Genomic DNA, 25,482 nt, shown 5'->3' on the forward strand with positions numbered 1-25,482 from the left:
TTATGGCTCGTCCAGTTTCATCGTTCTATGCCCAGATCGGCATACAAACACGGCTCCAAGATTTACGAAGAGTAGATAGATACCTAAAACTCCTCGAAGGCAAGGTAAGGAAGACAACAGCAGCTCTTCAGAAGGACTTTAGTAAAACTCTTGTTCTCCCAACATTGAAGATCAAGAAAGTTCAGATTGACAACACCCTGAACGCTCAACGTTCCATTCAAACTGATCTGAATAGGATTGGTCGCCTTACAGAATTGCGTATTGGCAGTGTGAAGCTTGATGAAGCTCGCATCACGCGGCAGATTCAAAATCTTTTCACTCGTGCATCATCCGCAGCGCGTTTGAATCTTCGTACTATACAAGGTAGCTCCGGGGGAGCCTCGCTTCACTATCCAACATACGCTCCACGCCTCCCCCATATGCCTAATACACAAAGTCTTGGGCAATATGCCGGTGCAGCAGGCTTCGGAGGTGGTATCGGAGCAAGTCTCCCTATGATGGGTGGTCCCGTTGGTCTTGCTGTAGCTGGTGTGACAGCAGGTGGTTATATGGCCTATTCCAAGGTATCTCAGCTTAAGCAGTCTCAAACGGATGTAGAGGCGCAGCGCGTAAAGCTCGATGTGGCTTCAGGCTATAAAGATCGAAAGGACATCGACAGACAGAACGAAGAGTTTTTCAGCCTCGCTAATATGACTGGTAGCGATGCAATGTCCCTGGTCGATAGCTATAGCCAGATGATGAAGACGCTACAAGCCATCGGCCTGTCATCAGAGAAAAGTTTTGACCTCTACAAAAATATGTCTCTGTTTGCCAAGTCCACTGGTGCTGATAGTCAGCAGATGAGTCGAGCCGGCTATGCAATCGGTCAAATCTACGGGAAGGGTTTCGTCAGTCGGGAAGAGCTACAGCTTCAGCTGGCCGATGCCCTGCCGAGTTTCAGGCGTTATCTGATGGACGTATACGCCAAGGAGACAGGCAACAGCAGCTTCGAAAGCTTCGACAAGGCGCTAACAGATAAGAAGATCACCACTCAGATGCTTGAACAAGCTTTCAGGGAAGCCGCTAAGTCTGGGATGCCCAACGTCCAGCAATATGCCAACACAGCGCAAGGGATGGAGAACCAATACGCCAACCAAGTGCTGCAAGAACAGATGCGCAGGACGCTCGAAGAAGATGGTGTTGTTCCAGCAGCTAAGGAGTTCACTACAGCTCTCGGAGAACTTCACAAGGCCACTATGCCATTGCGTGACAGCTTCTATTCGCTCGCAGCAAGCTCAACATCCACAGCAGCCAAGCTAATCAACATCGTGTCTGAGAGGCTTACAGTGGCTCCCGCTATGCACGGCAAAGCATCCCCTGAGCAGATGGATACCAGCGTGTACAGCAGCGCACAGGGACGGGGTTTGCTATCAGTGCCCAGCGTCGAACGTCTCAAACAGTCCAAGCCTGCCACTGGTCCCATCCTCCCTATCCCTGTATCAAAGAAAGAATGGCAGCTCGCCGCTGAAGGTTACGCAAGCCCTGAAGCTCTACTTGAGCAGATGAGCACAACGAACAACATCAGCATGCAGGCAAGCATGACTATCAGCGCCGGCGGGATCGTCGTTAACACACAAGCGACAGATGCCGAGCAGCTTGCTCAAGAGCTTGAACCACACATTCGGCAGCAGTTTGATAATTCTCTACAAGGGTTGCTGACAGAAACGGACATTGCATTCGGCTCTAAATAAGTAGCACGCCACATACGTGCTATAAACCCCAGTAAACATTCAAAGTTGTATTTAAAAGGCAGGGATAAACATTCTCTGCCTTCCCCGGCTATACCTCATAGCTCCGCTGCAGCCCTGATGTTACTTAATAACATTCAATATTGTGTTAAGCCTATTTCATCGCTTAAACGCGATGTTCTGCTAAACATTTTCAATTCAAGAATATATATCCCTAATAAAGGAGAGATAATTGATTAATTTAACTAATAGCCTTCAAATTCTCACCCTCTTCGTGATGTCTGCCGTCTTGCTGGTGATCTGGTCTTTGCCATCTGCTGCTGACCTACAGGCCACCAATAGCCGTGTATCCCAGATCGAGGACAGAGTGACCAACCACCTCAGTTACAACGAAGGACGACACAACGCCCTGGACGCACGAGTGACGGAACGTCTGAACAAGATTGATCGCCGTGTGCAGATGCTGGAATTGAAGGCGGGACGCTAGGGAATCGACCTATCGTTTAGGTCTACTCAAATGGAAGGTGCACACGAATGATAGACCGCCTATCACTCATCCTATTGCGCATAGCTAAATGGTAGATTATCCTTCACCTATCGAAAGCAAAGACAAACGATAGGAGGCCACATGAACACTCATCTGTATCTGAGAGCATCGACCAAGGATCAGGACGCCGGGCGAGCTTTGGCCTCCCTTCAGCAGTTCGCCAGTAAACACGGGCTGACTGTCATAGGCACATACGCTGAGAACATCAGTGGCACTAAGCTGGATCGTCCACAACTGAATGCGTTGCTCGACGCTGCCAAGCCGGGGGATTGCCTTCTGGTGGAATCGGTAGATCGCCTCTCTCGTCTGTCACAAGACGACTGGAAGAATCTTAAGCACGTCATTGAGAGCAAGGGTCTGAAGCTGGTGGTGGCTGACCTTCCTACAAGTCACCAGCTCGTCGATGACAAGGGGATCACTGGCCAGATCATGCAGGTTATCAATTCAATGCTGATTGACCTGATGGCTACGATGGCCCGCCTTGACCAAGAGAAGCGTGTTGAACGTATCCGGCAGGGTTTGGAGAACAAGAAGGCACGTGGCGAGAAGGTAGGTGGTAAGGCACGCAACGAACAGAAGTGGGCAGAGATTCGCAAGCTTCTAGGAAATCCCAGCCTGACAATGGATCAAGTGGCAAAGCTTGCTGGTGTTGGTGTCGCTACAGTCTACAGGGTCAAAGCTGCTTCGGCCTGCTGAACACCTTCTGTTTCCCCCTCTCAGCCCTGCTACATGGCGGGGCTTTCTGCTATCCCTCAAATCCCTTCAGGAATGCCCCTTAGAGCGTCGCTGAGCACGCTAGAACGTGCGTTCTCTTCGTTTCCTTTGCGTGTTATGTCTTGGCTCAAACGCGCAACAGCGCTCACTGTAGCCCTACGCCCAATATTTTAAATTCGTGTAACTGGTCAAAAAGTGATCAGCGGGCGCGAGTTAAGCCGGGTCACACCCGAGCGGGGAATTTCAGCAAACGTTCTGCATATAGGAGAGGAGACAGGGGATGTGATATTTGCTAAGGAGAATCCCCCCACACCTGTGCAAAGTATGGGGGCTTTCTGACGGGGGTTAGTTGAGCTTGCAAGCTTCCATGAAGCGAGTCGTTTCTCTGGTGGAGCCTGCTACAGATGCGGAAGCCGACCATTTGCTGTCGATTTCAGGAAACGAAGTGCCCACGAGAATCTTCGACTGTGCAGCTTGAATCTGCTTCAACACCTTTAACGTCAAATCTCGGTCATAGCTGATGACTTGGTTGAATTTGGCATTACGATTCGCGTAAACCGCCCTCATCTTTATTGGCGGGTTCTGGTCAACCTTAATCAGCAGTTCCGCCTTGAGTAGGGACGATTGTGCAGGCGCTTCGCCTTCTTCGAGCAGTGCGGCAGATAGCTTGCCTTCGCTGCAATCAAAAGCCAGCGCATGGCTGGGGCCAATTTCCCCGATAAGCAGTCCAACCTTCTGATCAGAGAAAATATCGTCGTCGATCTTTGTAAGCCAATTGGCGTTTGCCGTGGTGGCCATTGCAAGACCCATCATCAGCAGGAGAGGTTTGACGCGCATACGGACTTCCTTTTCGTATTCGTGGTGATAGCGCAAAGGTATCACACGATATTTTCTCTACGCATCATCGCCGCCTAGGTGCAGACCAGCCGTAGAAAAGAACGGGCAGGGGAGGGGGTGGTAAAAAAGGTGTTCAGGGATTGAGTGCAAAGTAGCAACACTTCTTGAATTTCGAACCGCTGCCGCATGGGCAGGGATCGTTGCGTCCGGCCTTGAGTGGCACCGTCGGATCGATGAAATACCATTTTCCGTCGCATTGAACGAAGGCCGAGCGTTCCTGGTGGACATGCTCGCCCGCCTGGTCGTGCCAGCGGGCGGTGAAGGTCACCCGTGCATGTTCAGGCTTGCCGCCGAGCACTGCACTCTCGTTCACTTCCAGCCCCAACCAGGTGCTGTCCAGGCTCCAGCGGCGCATGCCGTCCATGTCCAGCGCCGTCTGTTGCACCGGCAGCGTGGTGGCCTGCAGATAGTCGACCAGACCCAGCACGTAGGCGCTATAGCGCGAGCGCATCAGCAGTTCGGCGCTGGGTGCCGGTGTGCCCGCGTGATAACGGCCACAGCACTGGTCAAGCGTATTGCCGCTGCCGCAAGGGCAGTTAGGCGCGAGGGGGCGCTGTTCGCTCATGTCACCACCAGTACTTTCCGAAGTTTTCCGGGTTGGCCCAGAACCTGGCATTCAGCCAGTCCGGAACCTGCTTGTATTGGAGCAGGTCGTAGGTGAAGAGCGTCAAGGTCTGTCCGTCGCGCTGGAAGCGCTCGCTGACTTGCAGGGCTAATGCATAGAAGTCTGTGGTCTGCCATTCGGATGCGTCGAGATCCACGAGTACCGCCATACGGCTGGCATTCAGATTGCGAACGCTGCCGAGCAGCTCCAGGCCGTTACGCTTGGGCATGTGCTCCAGACAGTCGACGAACAGGGCCAAATCGTAGCGCTGAGAGGCCAGTTGTTCTGATAGCGGCGCGGCATCGGCGCGGTCTAGCTGAAACTCCGGATGACATTCGGCGTAGGCAGCCAGAGCAGGTTGATCACTGCGCCCCACTTGCAATAGACGGCTTGGGGCATAGTGCTCGAGCATCGCCGCAAGCGCTTGTTGTGGCGTGTGCACTACAGGGTTTTCACTCAATCGAGAATCCTCGTTTCAAAGGTGAAGACTAGCGCGGTGCCGTTTGTCGGCCTAGTCTGAAAATAACCGGAGCCGCCCGGATTCCCGTACGTGGCGATTCTGGCTGAATGTCCACACTGGAGGTTTTGATCGATGAGTACATTACGGACAGCAGTACCCGTTATTGTCATGACCACGTTCCTGGCTGGTTGTGCAGGCGTGCAGAAACAGGATTGGCCGACATGTGCGGCCGTGGGTGGCGTGAGCGGTGCCGCGCTGGGGGCCATCGAGAGCAGCTCCTATGCCGGTTGGGGTGCTCTGATCGGTGGTGGTGTCGCGGCAGCCTATTGTTGGGCCAACGGCATGGAAGAGGAAACTGTCGCCGTCGTCGAGACGGTCGAGCCGATGCCTCAGTCCGAGCCGGAACCGGAGCCAGCGGCAGAGCCGGTGCGCGTCGAACTGGACGTCAAGTTCGACTTCGATCGTGATGTGGTCAAGCAGGATAGCTATGGCGACATCCAGAATCTGGCTGATTTCATGAAGGAATATGGCCAGACCACGACCGTGCTCGAAGGCCACACCGACTCCGTCGGTACCGATGCCTACAATCAGCGCCTTTCCGAGCGCCGCGCCAATGCGGTTCGTCAGGTGCTGGTCGACCAGTATGGCGTCGAGGGTGATCGGGTGAATGCAGTTGGCTACGGCGAATCGCGCCCGGTCGCCGATAACGCAACCGAAGAGGGCCGCGCTATCAACCGTCGCGTAGAGGCTGAGGTCGAAGCACGCCCTTGAGTCGAATGCGGTAACAGATCCAGCCGGGCCCACAGTGCCCGGCTTTTTTATTTACGGCTGTCAGAACGACGGCCGTGCGCTGGCTAGCGCGATCACCAGCAGGCCGAGCAGGAGGTTGATACCCACCAGTCGGCGAATCTGCCCGAGCACCGCACCAGCGTCCGGCCACCGCTCGGCCTCGACCGCGCGCTTGAGGACCGGCAACTGCAGTAACTGAATACGCAGAAACAGCGCCAGCATCACCAGATACAGACCGGCCATGATGTGAACGTAGCGCGGTGCGCTTTCCAGCGGGCCGAAACGCATGTGCCACATGCCGATGCCGCTTAGCGGCAATACCAGCACCGCCACCCAGACCCAGATGAAAAAACGTCGGAACACATCTGCCCATAAGGTCAACCGCTCCGGTGCCTGCAGCACCGCCACCGCCGCCGGGCGCAGCACCATCCAGGCGAAAAACATTCCGCCCACCCAGACCGTCGCGGCGAGTACATGCAGGGTGTAAAGCAGAGCAAATGACGTCATGGGGCAAATCTCCGGTGGCGGCAGGGCGAACGCGCGCTATCATAGCCGCCCCATTGAAGTACTGAAAATATATACAGCTCCGCGCCCATGCTCAGCACCGAACTCAAGTCCCAGATCCAGGGCGCCTACAGCCGTTTTCTCGAAGCCAAGGGGCTCAAGGCCCGCTATGGCCAGCGCCTGATGATCGCCGAGGTCGCCAAGGTGCTCGGCACTATCAAGACCGATGATGAAGGGCGTCGCGAGAGCGAGCCCGCGGTCGTCGCGGTCGAGGCGGGCACCGGTACAGGCAAGACCGTCGCCTACAGTCTGGCGGCGATCCCCACCGCCAAGGCGGCTGGCAAGCGGCTGGTAATCGCCACGGCAACGGTCGCCCTGCAGGAGCAGATCGTGCACAAGGATCTGCCGGACCTGATGCGCAACAGCGGACTGAATTTCAGCTTCGCATTGGCCAAGGGCCGCGGGCGCTACCTGTGCCTGTCAAAGCTGGATCTGTTGCTGCAGGAGGGCCAGGCGCAGAGCGCGACCGCCCAGTTGTTCGAGGAAGAAGGCTTCCGCATCGAGGTCGACGAGCGCAGCCAGAAGCTCTTCACCGGCATGATCGAGAAGTTGGCGGGTAATCGCTGGGATGGCGACCGCGACAGCTGGCCGGAGGAGCTGGGCGATGCGGACTGGTCGCAGCTCACCACGGATCACAGCCAATGCACCGGCCGGCATTGCCCCAACTTTCAGCAGTGCGCGTTCTACAAGGCGCGCGAGGGCATGACCAAGGTCGACGTGATCGTCACCAACCACGACATGGTTCTGGCTGACCTGGCCCTTGGCGGCGGTGCGGTGTTGCCCGATCCACGTGACACCATCTACGTCTTCGACGAAGGGCATCACCTGCCGGACAAGGCCATCGGTCACTTCGCCCATTTCACCCGGTTGCGCTCCACGGCTGACTGGCTCGGGCAGGTGGAAAAGAACCTGACCAAGCTGCTTGCCCAACATCCGCTGCCGGGCGAGCTCGGTCGGCTGGTGGAGGGCATCCCAGAACTGGCTCGTGATCTGCGCACCCAGCAGCAGTTCATGTTCAGCGCCTGTGAGCAATTGGCCGATTTCAAGGCCGGTGAGGACATGGAGGGCCGTGAGCGGCCGCGGCACCGCTTCGTCGGTGGCGTGGTGCCGGAGCATCTGATCGAGCTGGGCACCGAGCTGAAGAAGGGTTTTTCCAAGCTGACCGATCTGTTCAGTCGGATCGCTGAACTGCTCAAGGAGGCCATGGACGGCGAAGCAGGTGGCGGAATCGCCAGCCATCAGGCCGAGGAGTGGTACCCGCTGTTCGGCAGTCTGCTGACGCGCTCGCAGAACAATTGGGAGTTGTGGACCGCATTCACCGTCGAAGACCCGGAGGATAGCCCGCCAATGGCGCGCTGGCTGACCCTGGCGGAAGGCGGGGCGCTGTTCGATATCGAGGTCAATGCCAGCCCGATCCTTGCAGCGGAAACATTGCGGCGCAATCTCTGGAATGTCGCCTTTGGTGCGCTGGTGACATCGGCGACGCTCACGGCGCTGAACAGTTTCGACCGCTACCGCATGCGGGCCGGTTTGCCCAAGGCTGCGGTCACCGCCGTGGTGCCGAGTCCTTTTCATCATGCCGATGCCGGGGTGCTGCGCGTCCCCGATCTGAAGGCCGATCCGCGCGATGCTGCAGCACACACGGCAGCCATCGTCCGCGAACTGCCGGGATTGGTCGAAGGTGCACGGGGAACGCTTGTACTGTTCTCGTCACGCAAGCAGATGCAGGACGTGTTCGACGGCCTGGAGCGTGAATGGCGTCGGCGGGTGCTGATCCAGGGCAACCTGTCCAAGCAGGAAACCCTGAACAAGCACAAGGCGCGGGTGGACGATGGCGAGTCCAGCGTGCTGTTCGGGCTTGCCAGCTTTGCCGAAGGTGTCGATCTGCCGGGGGCATACTGCGAGCATGTGGTGATTGCGAAGATTCCGTTTGCGGTCCCCGATGACCCGGTCGAGGCCGCGTTGGCAGAGTGGATCGAGGCGCGCGGCGGCAACCCCTTCATGGAGATCGCCGTTCCAGATGCCTCTCTGCGGCTGGTGCAGGCCTGTGGGCGGCTGCTGCGTACCGAGGCGGACCGTGGAACCATCACGCTGCTCGACCGGCGGGTGGTGACGCAGCGCTATGGCAAGGCGATCCTCAATGCGCTGCCGCCGTTCCGTCGCGAGATTGGTTGATAGGCGAGATAACCGGTCGCGATATCACCCCATCAGCGCTTCGTCTGGCGGTTTTGTTGCGTAATGGCGGCTGCAAGAATCCCGAGAATTGATTGCGAGAGGTGACAGCGTGCAGGTTCAGGGCTATTTCGATCTTCGTTTCGAGGCCGTTCGCGATGCGTTCGGCGCGCTGTTCGATGGCACCCAGCAGCGCGGCGCGGCACTCTGTGTGCAGATCGGCGGCGAGACGGTCGTCGATCTCTGGGCCGGCGTTGCCGACAATCAGGGCGAGCAGGTGTGGCACAGCGATACGGTGGTCAACCTGTTCTCCTGCACCAAGACCTTCACCGGGGTTGCTGCGCTGCAGCTGGTCGAGGAAGGCAAGCTGCAGCTGGATGAGCCCGTCGGCCGTATATGGCCGGAGTTCGCAGTCAATGGCAAGGAAACCATCACCCTGCGTCAGCTGCTCTGTCATCGGGCGGGATTGCCGGCGATTCGCAGACCGCTAGCCGCCGAAGCGCTGTACGACTGGGACGTCATGACCGCCGCGCTAGCAGCCGAAGAGCCATGGTGGACGCCCGGCACCGATCAGGGCTACGCGGCGATGACCTACGGCTGGCTGGTTGGTGAGCTCCTGCGTCGTGTCGATGGCTGTGGGCCAGGCGAGTCGATCGTTCGTCGTACGGCGGTGCCGCTCGGGCTTGACTTCCATATCGGTCTCGGCGACTCCGAGGCTCATCGTGTCGCTTATCTCACGCGCACCAAGAACGACTTTGGCGACGCTGCCGCGCAGCGCCTGTTCAAGGCCTTGATGAGCGAGCCGGAGTCAATAAGTGTCCGGGCCTTCAACAATCCACCGTCCATCATGAGCAGTGGTAACAAACCGGAATGGCGACGCATGGCGCAACCGGCCGCCAACGGCCATGGCAATGCCCGCTCGTTGGCGGGTTTCTATACAGGGTTGCTGCAGGGCAAACTTCTGGATGAGTCGCTGCTGCGCGAGATGACCAGCGAGCACAGTGCCGGACAAGACCGCACTTTGTTGGCGGCCACGCGTTTCGGCCTCGGCTGCTGGTTGGATCAGCCGCACGTCGCTAATGCCACCTTTGGCATGGGAGACCAGGCGTTCGGTCACCCTGGTGCCGGTGGCAGTGTTGGTTTTGCCGATCCGGAGCGTGAACTGGGGTTCGGTTTCGTGACCAATACCCTCGGCCCCTATGTGCTGATGGACCCGCGTGCTCAATCGCTGGCGCGTAGCGTTGCAGCATGCCTGCGTTGAACCACTCGTCACTTCTGGCCTCGCGGGCTTTTCAAAAGAAGGGCTTGCGTCCACAATTTCAACTCGAACTCAATAGTGGCCTCACCTCGATTGGTCGCACCCTCCTAGAACGCTTCTGGTTGACGGAACCTGCCTCATGAACCTGCTGAAGAGCGTCTCCCTGATTTTCTGCATGATCGTCGTTGCCGGCTGCAGCTCGAAGAGCGAGAAACCGAGCGAGGCGGCTGCCCCGGCTACGGTCAAGGTGGATTACGCCTGGCTCGATGAGTACGAGCCGCAGTTGAAGGATGCGCTCGTCGGCAGTGGTTTCGAGGTGGAGCGCCGTGACAGCGTGCTGGTGGTGACAGCGCCGGTAGACTCGTCCTTCAATCCGGATCGTCCCGGCATGCTCCTGCCGGTAACCCTCGGGCCGATCACCCGTGTTGCAAAGCTGGTCGAGAAGGACGACAAGACTGCCGTAGTCGTACTCGGTCATGCCGACAGCACTGGCTCTGCGGACACCAATCGCACCGTCAGTCGCGAGCGTGCCGGTGCAGTGGCGGCCATTTTCCGCCTGAGTGGCCTCAAGCATAACCGCCTGCGCATTCGAGGCCTGGGTTCCGATATGCCGCGTGCAGCCAACGACAGCAAGGAAGGCCGGGCTCTGAACCGTCGGGTCGAGATGGTACTGGCGCCGCAGGCGACGATGCTCGCATTGATCGCCAAGTACGAGCAGCCGGCGCAGACCGCGACTCAGGTGGCGCAAGCCGAGGTCGCCAAGTAGCGCTGCCAGGCATTGGATATCGACAGGCCCGCATGCGGGCCTGTTTTCGTTGGGCATGGTTGCCTTGAATCAAGCGCGTTGCCTGAGCACGCGGATAAGCTAGTTCATGCAGGCCGGCTGGGTTCAACCACCGTCGCCCGGCGAATGGCCGCCTGGTAGGCTGAAGCCTGCTTATTCGACTACAAGGAGCCCCGCGATGATCCAGACCCTGGCCGATATGCGCCGTGACTACACACGTGACGGACTCAGCGAGGCCAATGCACCAGCCGAGCCGTTCGGATTGTTTCGTCAGTGGTTCACCGAGGCCACGAAAACCGAACAGGCACCGGTGGAGCCTAACGCGATGTCCCTGGCTACGGTCGACTCCGACGGCCATCCTCACTGTCGTATCCTGCTTCTCAAGGCGCTGGATGATCGAGGCTTTACCTTTTTCACCAATTACGACAGCGCTAAGGGTGAGCAACTGAATGCTTCGCCCTATGCAGCCATGACTTTCTTCTGGCCGACACTCGAGCGTCAGGTTCGTATCGAGGGGCGGGTGGAGAAGGTTACTCAGGAGGAGTCGGATGCTTATTTTCAAGTCCGCCCCTTGGGTAGCCGGCTCGGTGCCTGGGCATCGCCGCAGAGCCAGGTGATTCGCGATCGCGCCGAACTTGAGCGTTTGCTGGCGGAAACCGAGCAGCGCTTTCTCGACACGGCGCCCCATTGTCCGCCGCACTGGGGTGGTTATCGCCTGTTGCCGGAGCGTATGGAGTTCTGGCAGGGCCGGCCTAGCCGCCTGCATGATCGTCTCGACTATCGTTTGATCGCAAACAGCTGGCAGCGGGAGCGCTTGGCGCCCTAAATGGTCTCCCAGCAACGAACTAGTCCAGGCGCTGTTGCTCCAAGCCACTTGTACCGGAGAGCGGCGCTTTGCTGGAGCGCCAGCGGGTAAGCTCTCGCGCCGTGCTGGCAACGTTCTGTAACCAGCAAACGATCATCTGGTGCTAGGGGATGTGCTTTCCGATGGTCAGAGACCATGAAAGCGTGGCTTGTTTGTTCGGGTCTGATCTTCTGAAAGTGTCCGAATCAGAGGCCGGGGTAGTGTTGTATCTGCTGCTCCAGCCAGCTTTGTAGTTCCCGCCGCTTGATCTTCTGACTCTTCGCGTCGGCGAGGCGTTGTAGCATCCAGCTGCGCTTGTCTGGGTCGCTGCCGGCGATTGAAAGCGCCAGGTCCCGATCGGCCCAAAGTCGGAAGCGCATGATCAGCCAGCCGTGAAAAGCCAGGCCAGCTATGGTGGTGATGGCTATGATGAAGTAATCCATGGATCGTCTCGGCGAGAGGAACCGGTGCGCCAGGTTCGACTCGCATAGGTATGCTAGGAAGGTAGTAAATGCTGAGTCAGGACGGAGAAGTTGCCAAGCGCTTTTTTGTCGCTACTGCTCATGCCGCCGTTCAGAACGAAACAGCTGTCCGCAGGAGAATTGCAATGCGTAGGTCCATTTATGTCGCTTCCTTTACAGCTCTGACGCTCGCTCTGGGTGGGTGCGCCTCCAGCCTGACCGGAGATACCTATTCTCGGGATGAGGCGCGAGCCGTACAGACCGTGCGTTACGGAACCATCGAATCGCTGCGTCCAGTGAAGATCGAGGGAACCAAGACCCCCATCGGCACCGGCGCTGGCGCAGTGGTTGGTGGCGTTGCCGGCAGTGGCATCGGCGGCGGTCGTGGCAGCGCGGTTGCCGCTGTAATCGGTGCGGTTGCCGGTGGCATGCTCGGTGCCGCGGCAGAAGAGGGGATAACCCGTACCCAGGGTGTCGAGATCACCGTGCGCGAGGATGATGGCAACATGCGCGCCTATGTGCAGGCCGTGGAGCCCAATCAGGTGTTTCGGGTCGGACAACGGGTTCGCATCCTCACCGTCAGTGGTACCAGTCGCGTGGCGCCCTGATCTTCATAGCAGCTGCCCGAGGCTGAGGTCAGAGCGCTGTCACCGCTCCGTAAACGGAACGGTGACAGCGCTTTTTGTTTTTCGAAATACATGAATCCATGACGCCAGCATCATCGGTATGGATAATCGGGCACACATTTATGTGCTGTTTCAGGCAGTTGCTGTGCCTGCAAGGATAAGAATGCCTCCGCTCAGGTGGCTTAAGGGGTCTCGTTCATGGCGCTTGCGCTGATCATCGCTTTGCCATTTCTGGGCATCTTCCTGCCTTTGCTCCTGGAGAGGTTTGGTCGCTCCGCTTGTGCCTTTGGCGCGGGCCTGGCGCCACTGACAGCGCTGATTCTTCTGCTGACCAAACGGGCCGACGTATTTGCCGGCCAAACCGAAATCATCCATTACGAGTGGTTGCCGCAGCTCGGACTCAACCTGAGCCTGCGCCTTGATGGATTGGGCTTCCTCTTCGCCCTGCTGATTCTCGGCATCGGTATTCTGGTCATTCTTTACGCTCGCTATTACCTGTCGAAGAAGGACCCGATGGGGCGATTCTTCGGCTTCTTCTTGCTGTTCATGGGTGCCATGCTCGGCGTGGTGCTGTCCGAGAATCTGCTGCTGATGCTTATGTTCTGGGAGCTGACGAGCCTTTCGTCGTTCCTGCTCATTGGTTACTGGAATCACCGCGCCGATGCCCGCCAAGGCGCGCGCATGGCGCTCGCCATCACCGGAGGCGGCGGCCTCGCCTTGCTCGCCGGTATTCTGCTGATTGGCCATATCGTCGGCAGTTTCGAGCTGACAACCGTGCTCGCTTCGGGCGATCTGATCCGCGCCAATGCCCTGTACCCGCTGACCTTGATTCTCGTGTTGCTCGGTGTGTTCACCAAGTCCGCGCAGTTCCCTTTTCACTTCTGGTTGCCACAGGCAATGGCAGCGCCCACGCCGGTATCGGCCTTCCTGCATTCCGCGACGATGGTCAAGGCCGGTGTCTTCCTGCTCGCTCGGCTGTATCCGGCGCTGGCCGAGTCGGAGTGGTGGTTCTACATGGTCAGCGTCACCGGGCTGGCGACATTGCTGCTGGGTGCGGTGATGGCGCTGTTCCAGCACGACCTGAAAGGCCTGCTGGCCTATTCCACCATCAGCCACCTGGGCCTGATTACCTTGCTCTTTGGCCTGGACTCGCGTCTTGCAGCGGTCGCGGCGATCTTTCACATCATCAACCACGCGACCTTCAAGGCCTCATTGTTCATGGCCGCCGGGATCATCGATCACGAGACCGGCACTCGCGACATGCGCCGCATCAATGGCATGTGGAAGTACATGCCACACACCGCGGCACTCGCGATGGTGGCGTCGCTGGCAATGGCCGGTGTCCCATTGCTCAATGGTTTCCTGAGCAAGGAAATGTTCTTCGCCGAGACGCTCGATCAGCACCTGCTCGGTAGCTTCTATTGGACGATTCCCGCGGCAGCGACGCTGGCCGGTGCGTTCTCGGTCGCCTATTCGCTGCGTTTCGTTCACGACGTGTTCTTCAACGGCGAGCCGATCAATCTGCCGAAGTACCCGCCTCACGAACCTGCCCGCTACATGAAGATTCCGGTGGAAATCCTCGTGTTGCTCTGCCTGCTGGTGGGGATGCTGCCGGCTTTCACCGTGGGCCCATTGTTGGCGGCGGCGGTGTCGGGAACGCTGAATGGCAACGTGCCTGAATACAGCCTGTCGATCTGGCACGGCTTCAACTTGCCGCTGGCCATGAGCTTTGCTGCGCTGATTGGCGGGATACTGATCTACTCGCTGCGCAAATGGGCGTTCCGCTGGTACGAAGGGTTGCCGACGGTCGATTCGCTGGAGGTGTTCGAACGGGTGATGGGCGGACTGACCCTCGCTGCACGTCACGTCACCTGCCTGCTGGAAAACGGCTCGCTGCAACGCTACATCGCCCTCATGCTGCTCAGTACGCTGGTGCTCGTGGTTTTTGCGTTGACCCCGTTGGAAACGCTGCATGGGCCGGTCGCGCTGACGCCGCTTGATGGAATCACCGTGCTGGGTATGGCGATTCTGGCGCTGACTTCGCTGCTGACCGTGCTTTTCCATCGCCGCCGTCTGACCGCGCTGATCGTACTCAGTGTCGTTGGTCTCATGGTCGCGCTTGGGTTTGCCCGTTATTCCGCTCCAGATCTGGCGCTGACCCAGCTTTCGGTAGAGGTGGTGACTATCATCCTGCTGATTCTCGCGCTGTTCTTCATGCCCGACCGTACGCCGGCCGAGTCGAGCAGTCTGCGTGCCTTCCGCGATTTCGTTCTCGCGGGCGGCAGCGGCACCATGGTCGCGCTGCTTGCCTACACCGTGCTGACCCGGCCCTACGACAGCATCGCGTCGTACTTCCTCGAGAACAGTGTTTCCGGCGGCGGTGGCAAGAACGTCGTGAATGTGATCTTGGTGGACTTCCGTGGGTTCGATACCCTGGGCGAGATCGCAGTGCTGGCGATCGCCGGCGTAGGCATCTATGCGCTACTCAAAGGCCTCCGCCTGCCGCACCCGGTTCGCGACTACGGCGGGCGACCCTGGTCGGTCGACCGGCACCCCATGGTTCTGGATGCACTTGCCCGCGCGCTGCTACCGATGGCGCTGCTGATTTCCGCCTTCATCTTCCTGCGCGGGCACAACCTGCCGGGTGGCGGATTCATTGCCGGTCTCATCACCGCGGTGGCACTGATTCTTCAATACATCGCGCATGGCGTGAGCTGGGCACAGGCGCGGCAACCGATCAGCTATCACGCACTCTGCGGCGCAGGCCTGCTTATTGCGGGGCTGACGGGGCTGGGCAGCTGGGCGTTTGGCTACGCGTTCCTGACGTCGTCATTCGGGTATTTCCATCTGCCTCTCGTCGGAGAGTTCGAGCTGGCGACTGCAATGCTCTTCGATCTGGGGGTTTATCTGGTGGTTGTCGGCGCGACATTGCTGATTCTTTCCAACATCGGCCAGGTCAGCCAGGACGATTCCAACAGGGAGGTGCTGTAGTGGAAGCGCTGTTCGCAATCACGCTGGGAATCATGACGGCCAGTGGCGTCTATCTGCTCCTGCGTGCCCGGATCTTTCCGGTGGTGATGGGGCTGACGCTGATCTCCTATGCGGTCAACCTGTTCATCTTTTCCATGGGCCGGCTGGCGACCGGCGTTCCGGCGGTGATAGGCAAGAGCGCGGAGTATGGCGATCCGCTGCCGCAGGCGCTGGTGCTTACGGCCATTGTCATTGGCTTCGCCATGACCGCCTTCGTGGTGGTGCTGGCGTTGCGCAGCATCGGAGAGCTGCGTACCGATCACGTCGACGGTGAGGAGCCGCGCAAATGAATCACGCGTTGATCCTCCCGCTGCTGCTGCCGTTGTTCATGGGGGCGCTGTTGCTGTTCGCTCATCGCGCGAACAAGTCGACTAAGCGCCTGCTTTCACTGGCGGCAACCTGGACCCTGGTTCCGATTGCGATCTGGCTGGTACTGCTTGCCGATGATGGCCAGCTGCGGATCTATGCGCTAGGTAGCTGGCAGCCGCCATTCGGCATCATTCTCATGCTGGACCGGTTGAGCGCACTGATGCTGCTGGTGACGGCGGTGCTGGCTGGTTTCGCAGCGCTTTATGCCTGCCGTGGTGATGATGAGCGCGGGCCGAACTTTCACGCCCTCTATCAGTTCCAGCTGCTCGGCATCAATGGTGCCTTCCTGACCGGCGACCTGTTCAACCTGTTCGTGTTCTTCGAGATCCTGTTGATCTCCTCTTATGCCTTGCTGCTGCACGGCCATGGTCAGCGCAGGGTGCGCTCGGGCATGCACTATGTAGTGCTGAATCTGCTCGGCTCCTCGCTGTTTCTGATCGGCGTGAGCATGCTCTACGGGCTGCTGGGCACCCTGAACATGGTCGACATGGCTGCCCGTGTGAGCGCGGCCGATCCGGCCGATGCGCCGCTGCTGGCGGCCGCCGGGTATCTGCTGCTGGTGGTGTTCGCGCTCAAGGGCGCAATCCTGCCGCTGTACTTCTGGTTGCCGCGGGCTTATGCATCAGCCACCGCGCCGGTCGCTGCGCTATTCGCGATCATGACCAAGGTCGGTCTGTACGCGATCATTCGTGTGTTCACCCTTGTCTTCGGCAGCGAAGCGGGCGAGTTGAGCGGCATGGTCGATGTCTGGCTCTGGCCGCTAGCTCTGCTGACGCTCGGTGCGGCTGTGATAGGCGCATTGGCCGCTCGCAGCCTGCAGGTGCTGCTGGCCTATCTGGTGGTCGTGTCGGTGGGCACGCTTCTGGCGGGTATTGCGCTCGGCAGCGAGGCAGGGATTGCTGCGGCACTTTATTACTTGGTCCACAGCACGCTGGTTGCGGGCGGCTTGTTCCTGCTCGCCGATCTGATAGCTCGTCAGCGCGGAGACCTGGGGACCGATCTGATTTCGGCGCCTGCGCTGCGTCAGCCGCTGCTGCTTGGCACGCTGTTCTTCATGGGCGCCATCTCCGTGGCCGGTTTGCCTCCGTTCTCCGGCTTTCTCGGCAAGGTGATGCTGCTGCGCGCCATCGAGCTTGGCGCAGACGCTATCGCGCTGTGGGCCGTGGTGTTGGTCGGGGGGTTGGGCATGCTGATTTCACTGAGCCGAGCCGGCAGCCTGGTGTTCTGGCGTCCCAGTGCCGAGGCGGTGGGGCAGCCTGCCGATGCCATTCGGGTTCTGGCGACGGTCGGCTTGCTGCTTGGTAGTGTGATGTTGGTTGTCGCCGCCGGCCCGCTGCAGGCGTTCGTGCAGGCAACTGCTGCGCAGCTGTTGGATGTTGCGCCTTATCTGCAGATCCTTCAGGGAGGTGCGGCATGAAAGCGCGCTGGTTACCTAATCCCGCCCTGACCTTGATGCTGGCCATTCTCTGGCTGCTGCTCAATAACACGCTGAGCTTCGGGCAGTTCTTGCTCGGTCTGTTTCTTGGTTGGGCGATTCCACTTCTGGTTCGGGGGTTTCTCGTCGAGGTGCCGCGCATACGCAAGCCGCTGCAGCTGTGCGTGTTCTCGCTCAAGGTGCTCTTTGACATCGTCGTGGCCAATGTGCACGTTGCCAAGCTGGTGCTGGGACCGAAGAAGAACCTGCGTCCTGCGTTCATCGAGGTGCCCATGGCCATCGAGAACGAGTTCGTCCTGTCCACCCTGACCAGCATCATCTCGCTGACGCCTGGGACGGTGTCAGCCTGTCTGAGTGAGGATCGCCAGATGCTGATGGTGCATGCGCTGGACGTGCCTGATGTCGATGCGCTGATCGCTGACGTCAAGCGTAACTATGAAGCGCCACTGCTGGAGATCTTCGAATGCTCGCCTACGTGATTCCGTTCTGTATGGCCGTTTTGGGGCTGGCGGCGGTGTTGAATGTCGTTCGTCTGGTCCAGGGGCCGGACATGCCCGACCGAGTGCTCGCGCTCGATACGCTGTACATCAACGCGCTCGCGCTTATCGTGCTGTTCGGCATCTGGCTCGCCTCCGACCTGTTCTTCGAGGCTGCACTGCTTATTGCCGTGATGGGTTTCGTCAGTACCGTCGCAGTCGGTAAGCACCTGCTGCACGGCGACATCATTGATTGAGGGAAACGACATGCCATTCTGGATCGAAGTGCTGGTAAGCGTGTTCCTTATTATCGGCAGTCTGTTCGCGCTGATCGGTGCGATCGGCCTCTACCGGCTGCCGGATTTCTACACGCGTCTGCATGGCCCGACCAAGGCGACGACGCTGGGTGTTGGCGGTATCGTGATCGCGTCGATGATCTTCTTCAGCAGCCAGAACGATGGCTTGAGCCTGCACGAGCTGCTGATCACGCTGTTTCTCTTCCTCACTGCGCCGGTCAGTGCGCACATGCTGGCCAAGGCTGCAATGCAGCAGAAGCTGCCAGCTGTCGAACAAACGCGGGGTCAGCCCTGGGATTGAGCCTGCCACCTACCTGTCTTGCAGCGCCAGGTAGGTGAGCAGGCGAGGTCATCTCAGATCAGGATGCTGCTCGGTGAGGGTTGCTGTTCGTTTTCCTGCTGCAGCTCCTTGACGAGCGCCTGCTGCAGACGCAGACAGAACTGCGGGTCGGACAGCGGCTGGTTGTCTGCGTCGGTGACGAAGAATACGTCCTCTACGCGTTCGCCCAAGGTCGCAATCTTGGCGTTCTGCACCGATAGATCGAAATCGAGGAACAGCTGGCCCACCCGCGCCAACAGGCCGGGCCGGTCCGGTGCAATGATTTCCAGAATGGTCTGCGGCCGCTGTGTGTCGTTGTGGATGGTGACCTGCGGCGGAAAGGCGAAGTGCTTGAGTTGCCGTGGGACACGGCGCTGGATGATGGTCAGGTAGTCGTCAGGGTTGCGCAGGGCGGCGATCAGGCCGCTGCGAATCTCATCGATCCGCTTCGGATTATTGCCGATCGGGCTGCCGTCGGCGTCCAGCACGATGTAGGTGTCCAGCGTGAACTGGCTGCTCGACGTCAGGATGCGCGCGTCATGAATGTTCAGGTTCAACTGATCCATGGCCGCCACGGTCACGGCGAAGAAGTCGTGTTGGTCTGGCGCGTAGATGAATATCTGCGTGCCTCCCTCGAACTCCCGCTGCGTGGTTTCCTTGATCAGCACCAGCGGCCCACCGTTGGCAGGGTGCTCGATGATCGCGTCGGTATGCCAGGCCACATCGGTGGCTGTATGCCGGAGGAAATAGTCGTCCCCCAGCTGCGCCCAGAGCTGCTCAGCATCGTCCGGATCGGTACCTTGGCGGACCAAGTCATCCAGCGCGGCACGTTGGGTCTGGCGAATCTGCTCTTCGCGCCCCAGCGGGTTTTCCAGCCCGCGTTTCAGGGCTCGCTTGGTTTCGGTATAGAGCTGACGCAGCAGGCTCGCACGCCAGGAATTCCACAGGGTCGGGTTGGTGGCGTTGATGTCGGCCACGGTCAGGACGTAGAGATAGTCCAGGTGCGTCTCGTCGCCGACCAGTTGGGCGAAATCATTGATCACCTGAGGGTCGGACAGATCCTTGCGCTGCGCAGTGGTGGACATGACCAGATGGTTTTCCACCAGCCAGACCACCAGTCGGGTATCCCACGCCGGCAGCTTGTGACGACTGCAGAATTGCTCGGCATCCACCGCGCCGAGCTCCGAATGGTCGCCGCCACGGCCCTTGGCAATGTCGTGATAGAGCCCGGCAATGTAGATCAGCTCTGGTTTGGGCAGCCTTTCGACCAGCTTGCTGGCCAGCGGATACTTCTCGGCGACGCCCGGCTTGGTCAGCTTGCGCAGGTACTTGATGACATTGAGCGTGTGCGCGTCGACGGTGTAAATGTGGAACAGGTCGTGCTGCATCTGCCCGACGATGTGGCCGAACTCCGGCAGATAGCGGCCCAGGATGCCGTAGCGGTTCATTCGGCGAAGGTTGCGGTGAATACCTTCCTTGCACTTGAACAGCTCGATGAACAGGCTGGTGTTGCGCAGATCCTGGCGAAAGATGTCATCAATCAGGTAGCGGTGATCGCGGAGCAGTCGAATGGTGTCCGAGCGAACGCCCTGGATGTCGGGGTGCTGGGCGAGCAGCACGAAGGTTTCCAGGATCGCGAAAGGGGTGCGTTTGAAGATAGCTGCGCTGCTCACCTCAAGGTAGCCGTCGCGTACTTGAAATCGGCTGTTTAGTGGCACGATCGGGCCTGACTCGCCTTCCCAGAGAATCACTTCGGCGAAGTGCTGACCGACAAGATCGCTGAGTTCGGCAATGCTCATTACGATCCGGTAGTACTTCTGCATAAAGCGTTCGATGGCCAGCTTGGCATCATTGTCTTCATAGCCCAGCAGCGCGGCCAAACTGCGCTGATGGTCAAACAGCAGGCGATCCTCGGCGCGACCGGCAAGCATGTGCAGGCCGTAGCGCACCTTCCAGAGAAACTCCTGGGCGGCGGTCAGCAGGCTGTGTTCACCCTCGGTAAGAAAGCCCTGATCGACCATCGCCTGCAGATTGAGCGTGCCGAACTCGCGACGGGCGATCCAGAGGATGGTCTGGATGTCGCGCAGGCCGCCGGGAGAGCCTTTTACATTGGGCTCCAGGTTGTACTCGGTGTTGTTGTACTTGGCATGTCGTGCGCGCTGCTCGTTGCGCTTGGCGAGGAAGAATTCCTTGCTAGGCCACATCTGTTGGGTACTGGTGACCCGCAGCATCGCCTGGCGCAGGCGCTCCGGGCCGGCGATTGTCCGGCTTTCCATGAGGTTGGTGATGACCGTGAGATCGGCGCGCGCTTCGTCGGCGCATTCGGCAACGGAGCGCACGGCCTGCCCGACTTCCAGGCCGATATCCCAGAGCAGGGTCAGAAAGCCCTCGATCGAGTCGCGAAAGATTTCCTGGTCGTTGGCGTCGAGCAGAATGAGCAGGTCGATATCGGAGTAGGGGTGCAGTTCACCTCGGCCGTAGCCACCCACGGCGACGAGCGCGATATCTGCGCCATTGTTCCAGTCGAAGCGATCCCAGGCCGAGCGCAGAATCTGATCGACGAACCAGGCGCGATCCTGAATCAGGCGACGGATGTCCCGGCCTGCCTTGAACCGCTCGTCCAGTACCTGCCGCGCCTGGCGTATGGCCTTCTTGTACGCAGCGATGGGGCTGGCCTTCAGAGCCAGCTCCGCCTGAAACTGGCTGCGGTCAAACAGCTCCGGGTCAACCTGGGGCATGCGAACGTCCTCCCGTGGGGGCTGCGGCTGTGAAATCTCAGGCAGAGGTGCGAGCGATGGTGTCGTCGCTGCGCAGAGTGAAGATCTCGTAGCCGTCGGCGGTCACCAGGATGGTGTGTTCCCATTGCGCCGACAGCTTGCGATCCTTGGTGATCGCGGTCCAGCCATCGCCAAGCAGGCGGGTTTCCGAGCGACCCTGGTTGATCATCGGCTCGATGGTGAAGGTCATGCCTTCCTTGAGCTCCATGCCGGTGCCGGCACGGCCGTAATGCAGAACCTGCGGCTCCTCATGGAAGACCTTGCCGATGCCGTGGCCACAGTATTCGCGGACCACGGAGAACCCATTCTTCTCGGCATGTTTCTGGATGACTTCACCGATGTCCCCGAGTCGCGCGCCAGGGCGAACCAGCTCGATGCCTTTATAGAGGCATTCCTGAGTGACCTGGCAGAGGCGATCGGCCCACTCGGGCACCTTGCCGACCATGAACATCTTGCTGGTGTCGCCGTGATAGCCGTCCTTGATCACCGTGATATCGATGTTGAGGATGTCGCCGTCTTTCAGCGGCTTGTCGTTCGGGATGCCGTGGCAGACAACGTGGTTGATCGAGGTGCAGATCGATTTGGGAAAGCCCTTGTAGTTCAGCGGAGCGGGAATGGCCTGCTGAACGTTGACGATATGCTCGTGGCAAAGGCGGTCGAGTTCCTCGGTGGTGACGCCTGGCTTGACGTGCTCGCCGATCATCTCGAGAACTTCGGCGGCGAGGCGCCCGGCAATGCGCATCTTCTCGATATCTTCGGGCGTCTTGATGGTGACAGTCATGCAAACCTCTTGTATGCCCGCAGGCGAAGGCAATAACGGAAAGTCGCGATGATAAACCAAAGCGCTTGCGGCCTGCAGGTCAGGGCTGACTGCACCGCTGAGCCTGTTGTAGAGAGTTCAAAGCAGTAGCCTCTCGATGGTCGTTGTGCTATAAAACGCGCCGCTCAGCGGGGTAGACCCCGTCGAGCCTAACCCCACACACGTGTCGACACGGTATCCTGGGTGCTCGCAAGAGTTGGATATCGGGACGCGTGGAGGCCTAACCCGACTTATTCGAGGACTGATCATGTCTCAAGTCACTATGCGCGATATGCTGAAGGCCGGTGTGCACTTCGGCCACCAGACCCGTTACTGGAATCCGAAAATGGATAAATACATTTTCGGCGCGCGCAACAAGATCCATATCATCAACCTGGAAAAAACCCTGCCGATGTTCAACGACGCACTGCGTTTCGTTGAGAAGCTGGCTGCAGGCAAGAACAAGATTCTGTTCGTTGGCACCAAGCGTTCCGCCGGCAAGATCGTTCGCGAAGAAGCTGCTCGTTGTGGCTCGCCGTATGTCGATCATCGCTGGTTGGGTGGCATGCTGACCAACTACAAGACCATCCGCGCCTCCATCAAGCGTCTGCGTGAGCTGGAAGGGCAGTCCCAGGACGGTACTTTCGAGAAGCTGACCAAGAAAGAAGCTCTGATGCGTACCCGTGATCTCGAGAAGCTCGAGCGCAGCCTGGGTGGTATCAAGGATATGGGCGGCCTGCCGGACGCCATGTTCGTCGTCGACGTCGATCACGAGCGCATCGCTATCTCCGAAGCCAACAAGCTGGGTATCCCGGTCATCGGCATCGTCGATACCAACAGCAGCCCGGAAGGCGTTGACTACATCATTCCCGGTAATGATGACGCCATCCGTGCCGTGCAACTCTACCTCGGCTCCATGGCTGACGCTGTCCTGCGCGGTCGCCAGAACGGTGCCGGTGGCGCTGACGAGTTCGTTGAGGAAGTTGCTTCCGAAGCGGCTCAGGGCTGAGTGCGGCGCACTGCAGCGTGACACCCGATGAACAAAAAGGGGGCTAGGCCCCCTTTTTGTCTCTTGCGAATTGATCACCCGTGTATTGGGTGAGTGGTTTAGAAACCAAATCGAGAGGATTCCCAACATGGCAGAAATCACTGCAGCCTTGGTCAAAGAACTGCGCGAGCGTACCGGTCAGGGCATGATGGAGTGCAAGAAGGCTCTGGTCGCCGCTGGTGGTGACATCGAAAAGGCGATTGACGACATGCGTGCCTCGGGCGCCATCAAGGCCGCCAAGAAGTCGGGCAACATCGCTGCCGAGGGCTCGATCGCCGTTCGCGTCGAGGGTGGCCGTGGTCTGATCATCGAAGTCAACTCGCAGACTGACTTCCTGGCTCTGCAGGATGACTTCAAGGCGTTCGTCAAGGAAAGCCTGGACGAGGCCTTCGAGCAGAAGCTGACCGATGTGGCCCCGCTGATCGCTTCTCGTGAATCCGCGCGCGAAGCGCTGGTCGCCAAGTGCGGCGAGAACGTCAACATCCGTCGCCTGACCGCAGTGGAAGGTGAGGTGGTTGGTGCCTATCTGCACGGTCACCGCATCGGTGTGCTGGTCACCCTGAAGGGTGGCGATGCCGAGCTGGCCAAGGATATCGCCATGCACGTGGCTGCCAGCAATCCTGCGGTTCTGAGCCCGGCTGATGTTTCCGAAGAGCTGGTTGCCAAAGAAAAGGAAATCTTCCTGCAGCTCAATGCCGACAAGATCGCCGGCAAGCCGGAAAACATCGTCGAGAACATGGTCAAGGGCCGTATCAACAAGTTCCTGGCCGAAGCCAGCCTGGTTGAGCAGGCGTTCGTCAAGAACCCGGAAATCAAGGTTGGTGAGCTGGCCAAGAAAGCTGGTGCCGAAATCGTATCCTTTGTTCGCTACGAAGTAGGCGAGGGCATCGAGAAGGCCGAAGTCGATTTTGCTGCCGAAGTTGCTGCTCAGGTCGCTGCGACCAAGAAATAAGGCCGCTTCGGTGGTTCTGGCAAAGAGGCTGCCCGCTCACGCGCGCGGCCTCTTTGTCGAATTGGGCAGCGGAATTGTTTTTTTTGTCACGATATAGTCATCGCCTGGCACCAACCCCGGGTTGAGCTGTCAAAGCGCAGATATTTTTTGGTCTGAGTCATTCAGACTTGATCACAGCACGCCGCAGGAGATAACACGCCAATGGCTCAGCAGATGAGTGCACGCAATCCTCGCTATAAACGCATTCTGCTCAAATTGAGCGGCGAGGCCCTGATGGGCTCCGAAGACTTTGGCATAGATCCCAAGGTCCTTGACCGTATGGCTCTGGAAGTCGGCCAGTTGGTGGGCATCGGCGTCGAGGTCGGACTGGTCATCGGTGGTGGCAACCTCTTTCGTGGTGCTGCGCTCTCGGCGGCCGGTATGGATCGCGTCACCGGCGACCATATGGGTATGCTGGCCACTGTGATGAACGCGCTGGCCATGCGCGACGCGCTTGAGCGTTCGAACATCCCGGCGCTGGTCATGTCTGCCATTTCCATGGTCGGCGTGACTGATCACTATGACCGTCGCAAGGCGATGCGTCATTTGAAGACCGGCGAGGTGGTTATTTTCTCCGCCGGTACCGGCAACCCATTCTTCACCACCGACTCGGCCGCCTGTCTGCGTGCGATCGAGATCCAGGCGGATGTCGTGCTCAAGGCCACCAAGGTCGATGGTGTTTACACCGCAGATCCGTTCAAGGATCCGAATGCGGAGAAATTTGCCGAGCTCACGTACGACGAAGTGCTGGATCGCAAGCTTGGCGTGATGGATCTGACAGCCATCTGTCTGTGCCGTGACCACAATATGCCGCTGCGGGTCTTCAACATGAACAAGCCCGGCGCCCTGCTCAACATCGTGCTAGGTGGCGCTGAAGGAACCCTGATCGAGGAATCGAAAGAATGATCAACGAGATCAAGCAAGACGCGCAGGAGCGCATGAAGAAAACCCTGGAATCGCTGGACCATGCATTCGCCAAGATCCGTACCGGCCGTGCACATCCCAGTATTCTCGATAGCGTTATGGTCTCCTATTACGGTTCCGACACTCCGCTGCGTCAGGTTGCCAACGTAATTGCCGAAGACTCCCGCACTCTGGCATTGACAGTGTTCGACAAGAGCATGATCCAGGCGGTAGAGAAGGCGATCATGACCTCGGACCTGGGTCTGAATCCGGCCACCGCTGGCACCACGATTCGTGTGCCGATGCCCGCGCTGACCGAGGAGACCCGTAAGGGCTACACCAAGCAGGCCCGCGCAGAGGCCGAGAACGCCCGAGTCGCAGTGCGCAACATCCGCCGTGATGCGATCGCGCAGCTGAAGGACCTGGTCAAGGAAAAGGAAATCAGTGAGGACGAGGAACGTCGTGGCCAGGATGACGTCCAGAAGCTAACCGACAAGTACGTTGCCGAGATCGACAAGGCCCTAGAAGCCAAAGAAGGCGACCTGATGGCCGTATAAGGCCGGCATCGAATCGCTGCTGTCGTGTCCTGAAT

At 59.0% G+C, this 25,482-nt stretch carries 26 protein-coding genes; 19 read left to right on the plus strand and 7 right to left on the minus strand.

Annotated elements, in window-relative coordinates; genetic code table 11:
- Positions 1 to 2 precede the first annotated feature (2 nt).
- The 3 genes from LW136_RS08490 to LW136_RS08500 all read left to right on the plus strand — a co-directional run bounded on the left by LW136_RS08490 (position 3) and on the right by LW136_RS08500 (position 2,970).
- Positions 3 to 1,730, plus strand: a complete 1,728-nt coding sequence (locus LW136_RS08490; protein ID WP_234174969.1) for a tape measure protein — start codon at positions 3 to 5, stop codon at positions 1,728 to 1,730.
- Between the two features lie 229 nt (positions 1,731 to 1,959).
- A complete protein-coding gene (locus LW136_RS08495) occupies positions 1,960 to 2,214 on the plus strand; it encodes a hypothetical protein (RefSeq protein WP_234174970.1) in 255 nt (84 codons plus the stop codon).
- Positions 2,215 to 2,355: 141 nt separating this feature from the next.
- Complete coding sequence (locus tag LW136_RS08500) at positions 2,356 to 2,970, plus strand: recombinase family protein (RefSeq protein WP_200650016.1); 615 nt, start codon at positions 2,356 to 2,358, stop codon at positions 2,968 to 2,970.
- Positions 2,971 to 3,333: 363 nt separating this feature from the next.
- On the opposite strand, the gene LW136_RS08505 is transcribed toward LW136_RS08500, so the two are convergent.
- The 3 genes from LW136_RS08505 to LW136_RS08515 form a co-directional block, all read right to left on the minus strand.
- Entirely contained in the window at positions 3,334 to 3,825 is a 492-nt protein-coding gene (locus LW136_RS08505) for a hypothetical protein (protein ID WP_234174971.1), read from the minus strand.
- Between the two features lie 133 nt (positions 3,826 to 3,958).
- Positions 3,959 to 4,450 carry a YchJ family protein gene (locus LW136_RS08510; protein WP_234174972.1) on the minus strand — a complete coding sequence of 164 codons (492 nt, stop codon included), beginning with the start codon at positions 4,448 to 4,450 and terminating at the stop codon, positions 3,959 to 3,961.
- Between the two features lies 1 nt (position 4,451).
- Positions 4,452 to 4,949 carry a DUF6231 family protein gene (locus LW136_RS08515; RefSeq protein WP_234174973.1) on the minus strand — a complete coding sequence of 166 codons (498 nt, stop codon included), beginning with the start codon at positions 4,947 to 4,949 and terminating at the stop codon, positions 4,452 to 4,454.
- 132 nt (positions 4,950 to 5,081) lie between these two features.
- Between LW136_RS08515 and LW136_RS22760 the strand changes: the two genes are divergently transcribed.
- Positions 5,082 to 5,720 carry an OmpA family protein gene (locus tag LW136_RS22760; RefSeq protein ID WP_472739251.1) on the plus strand — a complete coding sequence of 213 codons (639 nt, stop codon included), beginning with the start codon at positions 5,082 to 5,084 and terminating at the stop codon, positions 5,718 to 5,720.
- A gap of 60 nt (positions 5,721 to 5,780) precedes the next feature.
- Here the strand turns inward: LW136_RS22760 and LW136_RS08525 are convergent, their stop codons facing one another.
- Entirely contained in the window at positions 5,781 to 6,245 is a 465-nt protein-coding gene (locus LW136_RS08525) for a CopD family protein (RefSeq protein ID WP_234174974.1), read from the minus strand.
- Positions 6,246 to 6,332: 87 nt separating this feature from the next.
- Here LW136_RS08525 and dinG point away from each other — a divergent pair, with 87 nt between their 5' ends.
- From dinG to pdxH, 4 genes are all read left to right on the plus strand, one after another.
- Entirely contained in the window at positions 6,333 to 8,477 is a 2,145-nt protein-coding gene (gene dinG, locus LW136_RS08530; protein ID WP_023444823.1) for an ATP-dependent DNA helicase DinG, read from the plus strand.
- A 109-nt stretch (positions 8,478 to 8,586) separates the two neighbouring features.
- Positions 8,587 to 9,735 carry a serine hydrolase domain-containing protein gene (locus tag LW136_RS08535; RefSeq protein WP_234175242.1) on the plus strand — a complete coding sequence of 383 codons (1,149 nt, stop codon included), beginning with the start codon at positions 8,587 to 8,589 and terminating at the stop codon, positions 9,733 to 9,735.
- A gap of 136 nt (positions 9,736 to 9,871) precedes the next feature.
- Positions 9,872 to 10,498: an OmpA family protein gene (locus tag LW136_RS08540; protein WP_045666256.1), complete on the plus strand. Its 627-nt coding sequence runs from the start codon at positions 9,872 to 9,874 to the stop codon at positions 10,496 to 10,498.
- Positions 10,499 to 10,694: 196 nt separating this feature from the next.
- Positions 10,695 to 11,342 carry a pyridoxamine 5'-phosphate oxidase gene (gene pdxH, locus LW136_RS08545; protein WP_045666257.1) on the plus strand — a complete coding sequence of 216 codons (648 nt, stop codon included), beginning with the start codon at positions 10,695 to 10,697 and terminating at the stop codon, positions 11,340 to 11,342.
- Between the two features lie 224 nt (positions 11,343 to 11,566).
- Here pdxH and LW136_RS08550 read toward each other — a convergent pair whose 3' ends face one another.
- Positions 11,567 to 11,803: a hypothetical protein gene (locus tag LW136_RS08550; protein WP_090519001.1), complete on the minus strand. Its 237-nt coding sequence runs from the start codon at positions 11,801 to 11,803 to the stop codon at positions 11,567 to 11,569.
- Between the two features lie 164 nt (positions 11,804 to 11,967).
- Between LW136_RS08550 and LW136_RS08555 the strand changes: the two genes are divergently transcribed.
- From LW136_RS08555 to LW136_RS08585, 7 genes are all read left to right on the plus strand, one after another.
- Positions 11,968 to 12,429 (plus strand): outer membrane lipoprotein, encoded by a 462-nt coding sequence (locus LW136_RS08555; protein ID WP_046621300.1) that lies wholly within the window; start codon positions 11,968 to 11,970, stop codon positions 12,427 to 12,429.
- Positions 12,430 to 12,645: 216 nt separating this feature from the next.
- Positions 12,646 to 15,438 (plus strand): monovalent cation/H+ antiporter subunit A, encoded by a 2,793-nt coding sequence (locus LW136_RS08560; protein WP_090519000.1) that lies wholly within the window; start codon positions 12,646 to 12,648, stop codon positions 15,436 to 15,438.
- On the plus strand, positions 15,438 to 15,767 hold the full coding sequence (locus LW136_RS08565) for a Na+/H+ antiporter subunit C (RefSeq protein WP_003299385.1): 330 nt from the start codon (positions 15,438 to 15,440) through the stop codon (positions 15,765 to 15,767). The genes LW136_RS08560 and LW136_RS08565 overlap by 1 nt, the downstream gene beginning before the upstream one ends.
- Positions 15,764 to 17,263 (plus strand): monovalent cation/H+ antiporter subunit D, encoded by a 1,500-nt coding sequence (locus LW136_RS08570; protein WP_234174975.1) that lies wholly within the window; start codon positions 15,764 to 15,766, stop codon positions 17,261 to 17,263. The genes LW136_RS08565 and LW136_RS08570 overlap by 4 nt, the downstream gene beginning before the upstream one ends.
- On the plus strand, positions 17,260 to 17,760 hold the full coding sequence (locus LW136_RS08575) for a Na+/H+ antiporter subunit E (RefSeq protein ID WP_234174976.1): 501 nt from the start codon (positions 17,260 to 17,262) through the stop codon (positions 17,758 to 17,760). The genes LW136_RS08570 and LW136_RS08575 overlap by 4 nt, the downstream gene beginning before the upstream one ends.
- A complete protein-coding gene (locus tag LW136_RS08580) occupies positions 17,745 to 18,014 on the plus strand; it encodes a K+/H+ antiporter subunit F (protein ID WP_003299380.1) in 270 nt (89 codons plus the stop codon). The genes LW136_RS08575 and LW136_RS08580 overlap by 16 nt, the downstream gene beginning before the upstream one ends.
- A gap of 10 nt (positions 18,015 to 18,024) precedes the next feature.
- A complete protein-coding gene (locus tag LW136_RS08585) occupies positions 18,025 to 18,354 on the plus strand; it encodes a Na+/H+ antiporter subunit G (protein WP_003299378.1) in 330 nt (109 codons plus the stop codon).
- A gap of 53 nt (positions 18,355 to 18,407) precedes the next feature.
- Here LW136_RS08585 and LW136_RS08590 read toward each other — a convergent pair whose 3' ends face one another.
- Positions 18,408 to 21,110, minus strand: coding sequence for a [protein-PII] uridylyltransferase (locus LW136_RS08590; RefSeq protein WP_234174977.1), 2,703 nt, complete (start codon positions 21,108 to 21,110; stop codon positions 18,408 to 18,410).
- A gap of 37 nt (positions 21,111 to 21,147) precedes the next feature.
- Positions 21,148 to 21,930 carry a type I methionyl aminopeptidase gene (gene map, locus LW136_RS08595; protein WP_014819901.1) on the minus strand — a complete coding sequence of 261 codons (783 nt, stop codon included), beginning with the start codon at positions 21,928 to 21,930 and terminating at the stop codon, positions 21,148 to 21,150.
- Positions 21,931 to 22,216: 286 nt separating this feature from the next.
- Between map and rpsB the strand changes: the two genes are divergently transcribed.
- From rpsB to frr, 4 genes are all read left to right on the plus strand, one after another.
- Positions 22,217 to 22,957 (plus strand): 30S ribosomal protein S2, encoded by a 741-nt coding sequence (gene rpsB / locus LW136_RS08600; protein ID WP_014819902.1) that lies wholly within the window; start codon positions 22,217 to 22,219, stop codon positions 22,955 to 22,957.
- A 127-nt stretch (positions 22,958 to 23,084) separates the two neighbouring features.
- On the plus strand, positions 23,085 to 23,948 hold the full coding sequence (gene tsf, locus LW136_RS08605) for a translation elongation factor Ts (RefSeq protein WP_014819903.1): 864 nt from the start codon (positions 23,085 to 23,087) through the stop codon (positions 23,946 to 23,948).
- Between the two features lie 201 nt (positions 23,949 to 24,149).
- Positions 24,150 to 24,893: a UMP kinase gene (pyrH, locus tag LW136_RS08610; protein ID WP_014819904.1), complete on the plus strand. Its 744-nt coding sequence runs from the start codon at positions 24,150 to 24,152 to the stop codon at positions 24,891 to 24,893.
- Positions 24,890 to 25,447 carry a ribosome recycling factor gene (gene frr / locus LW136_RS08615; RefSeq protein WP_014819905.1) on the plus strand — a complete coding sequence of 186 codons (558 nt, stop codon included), beginning with the start codon at positions 24,890 to 24,892 and terminating at the stop codon, positions 25,445 to 25,447. The genes pyrH and frr overlap by 4 nt, the downstream gene beginning before the upstream one ends.
- Positions 25,448 to 25,482 lie beyond the last annotated feature (35 nt).

The organism is Stutzerimonas kunmingensis, assembly GCF_021432085.1.
Taxonomy (GTDB): domain Bacteria; phylum Pseudomonadota; class Gammaproteobacteria; order Pseudomonadales; family Pseudomonadaceae; genus Stutzerimonas.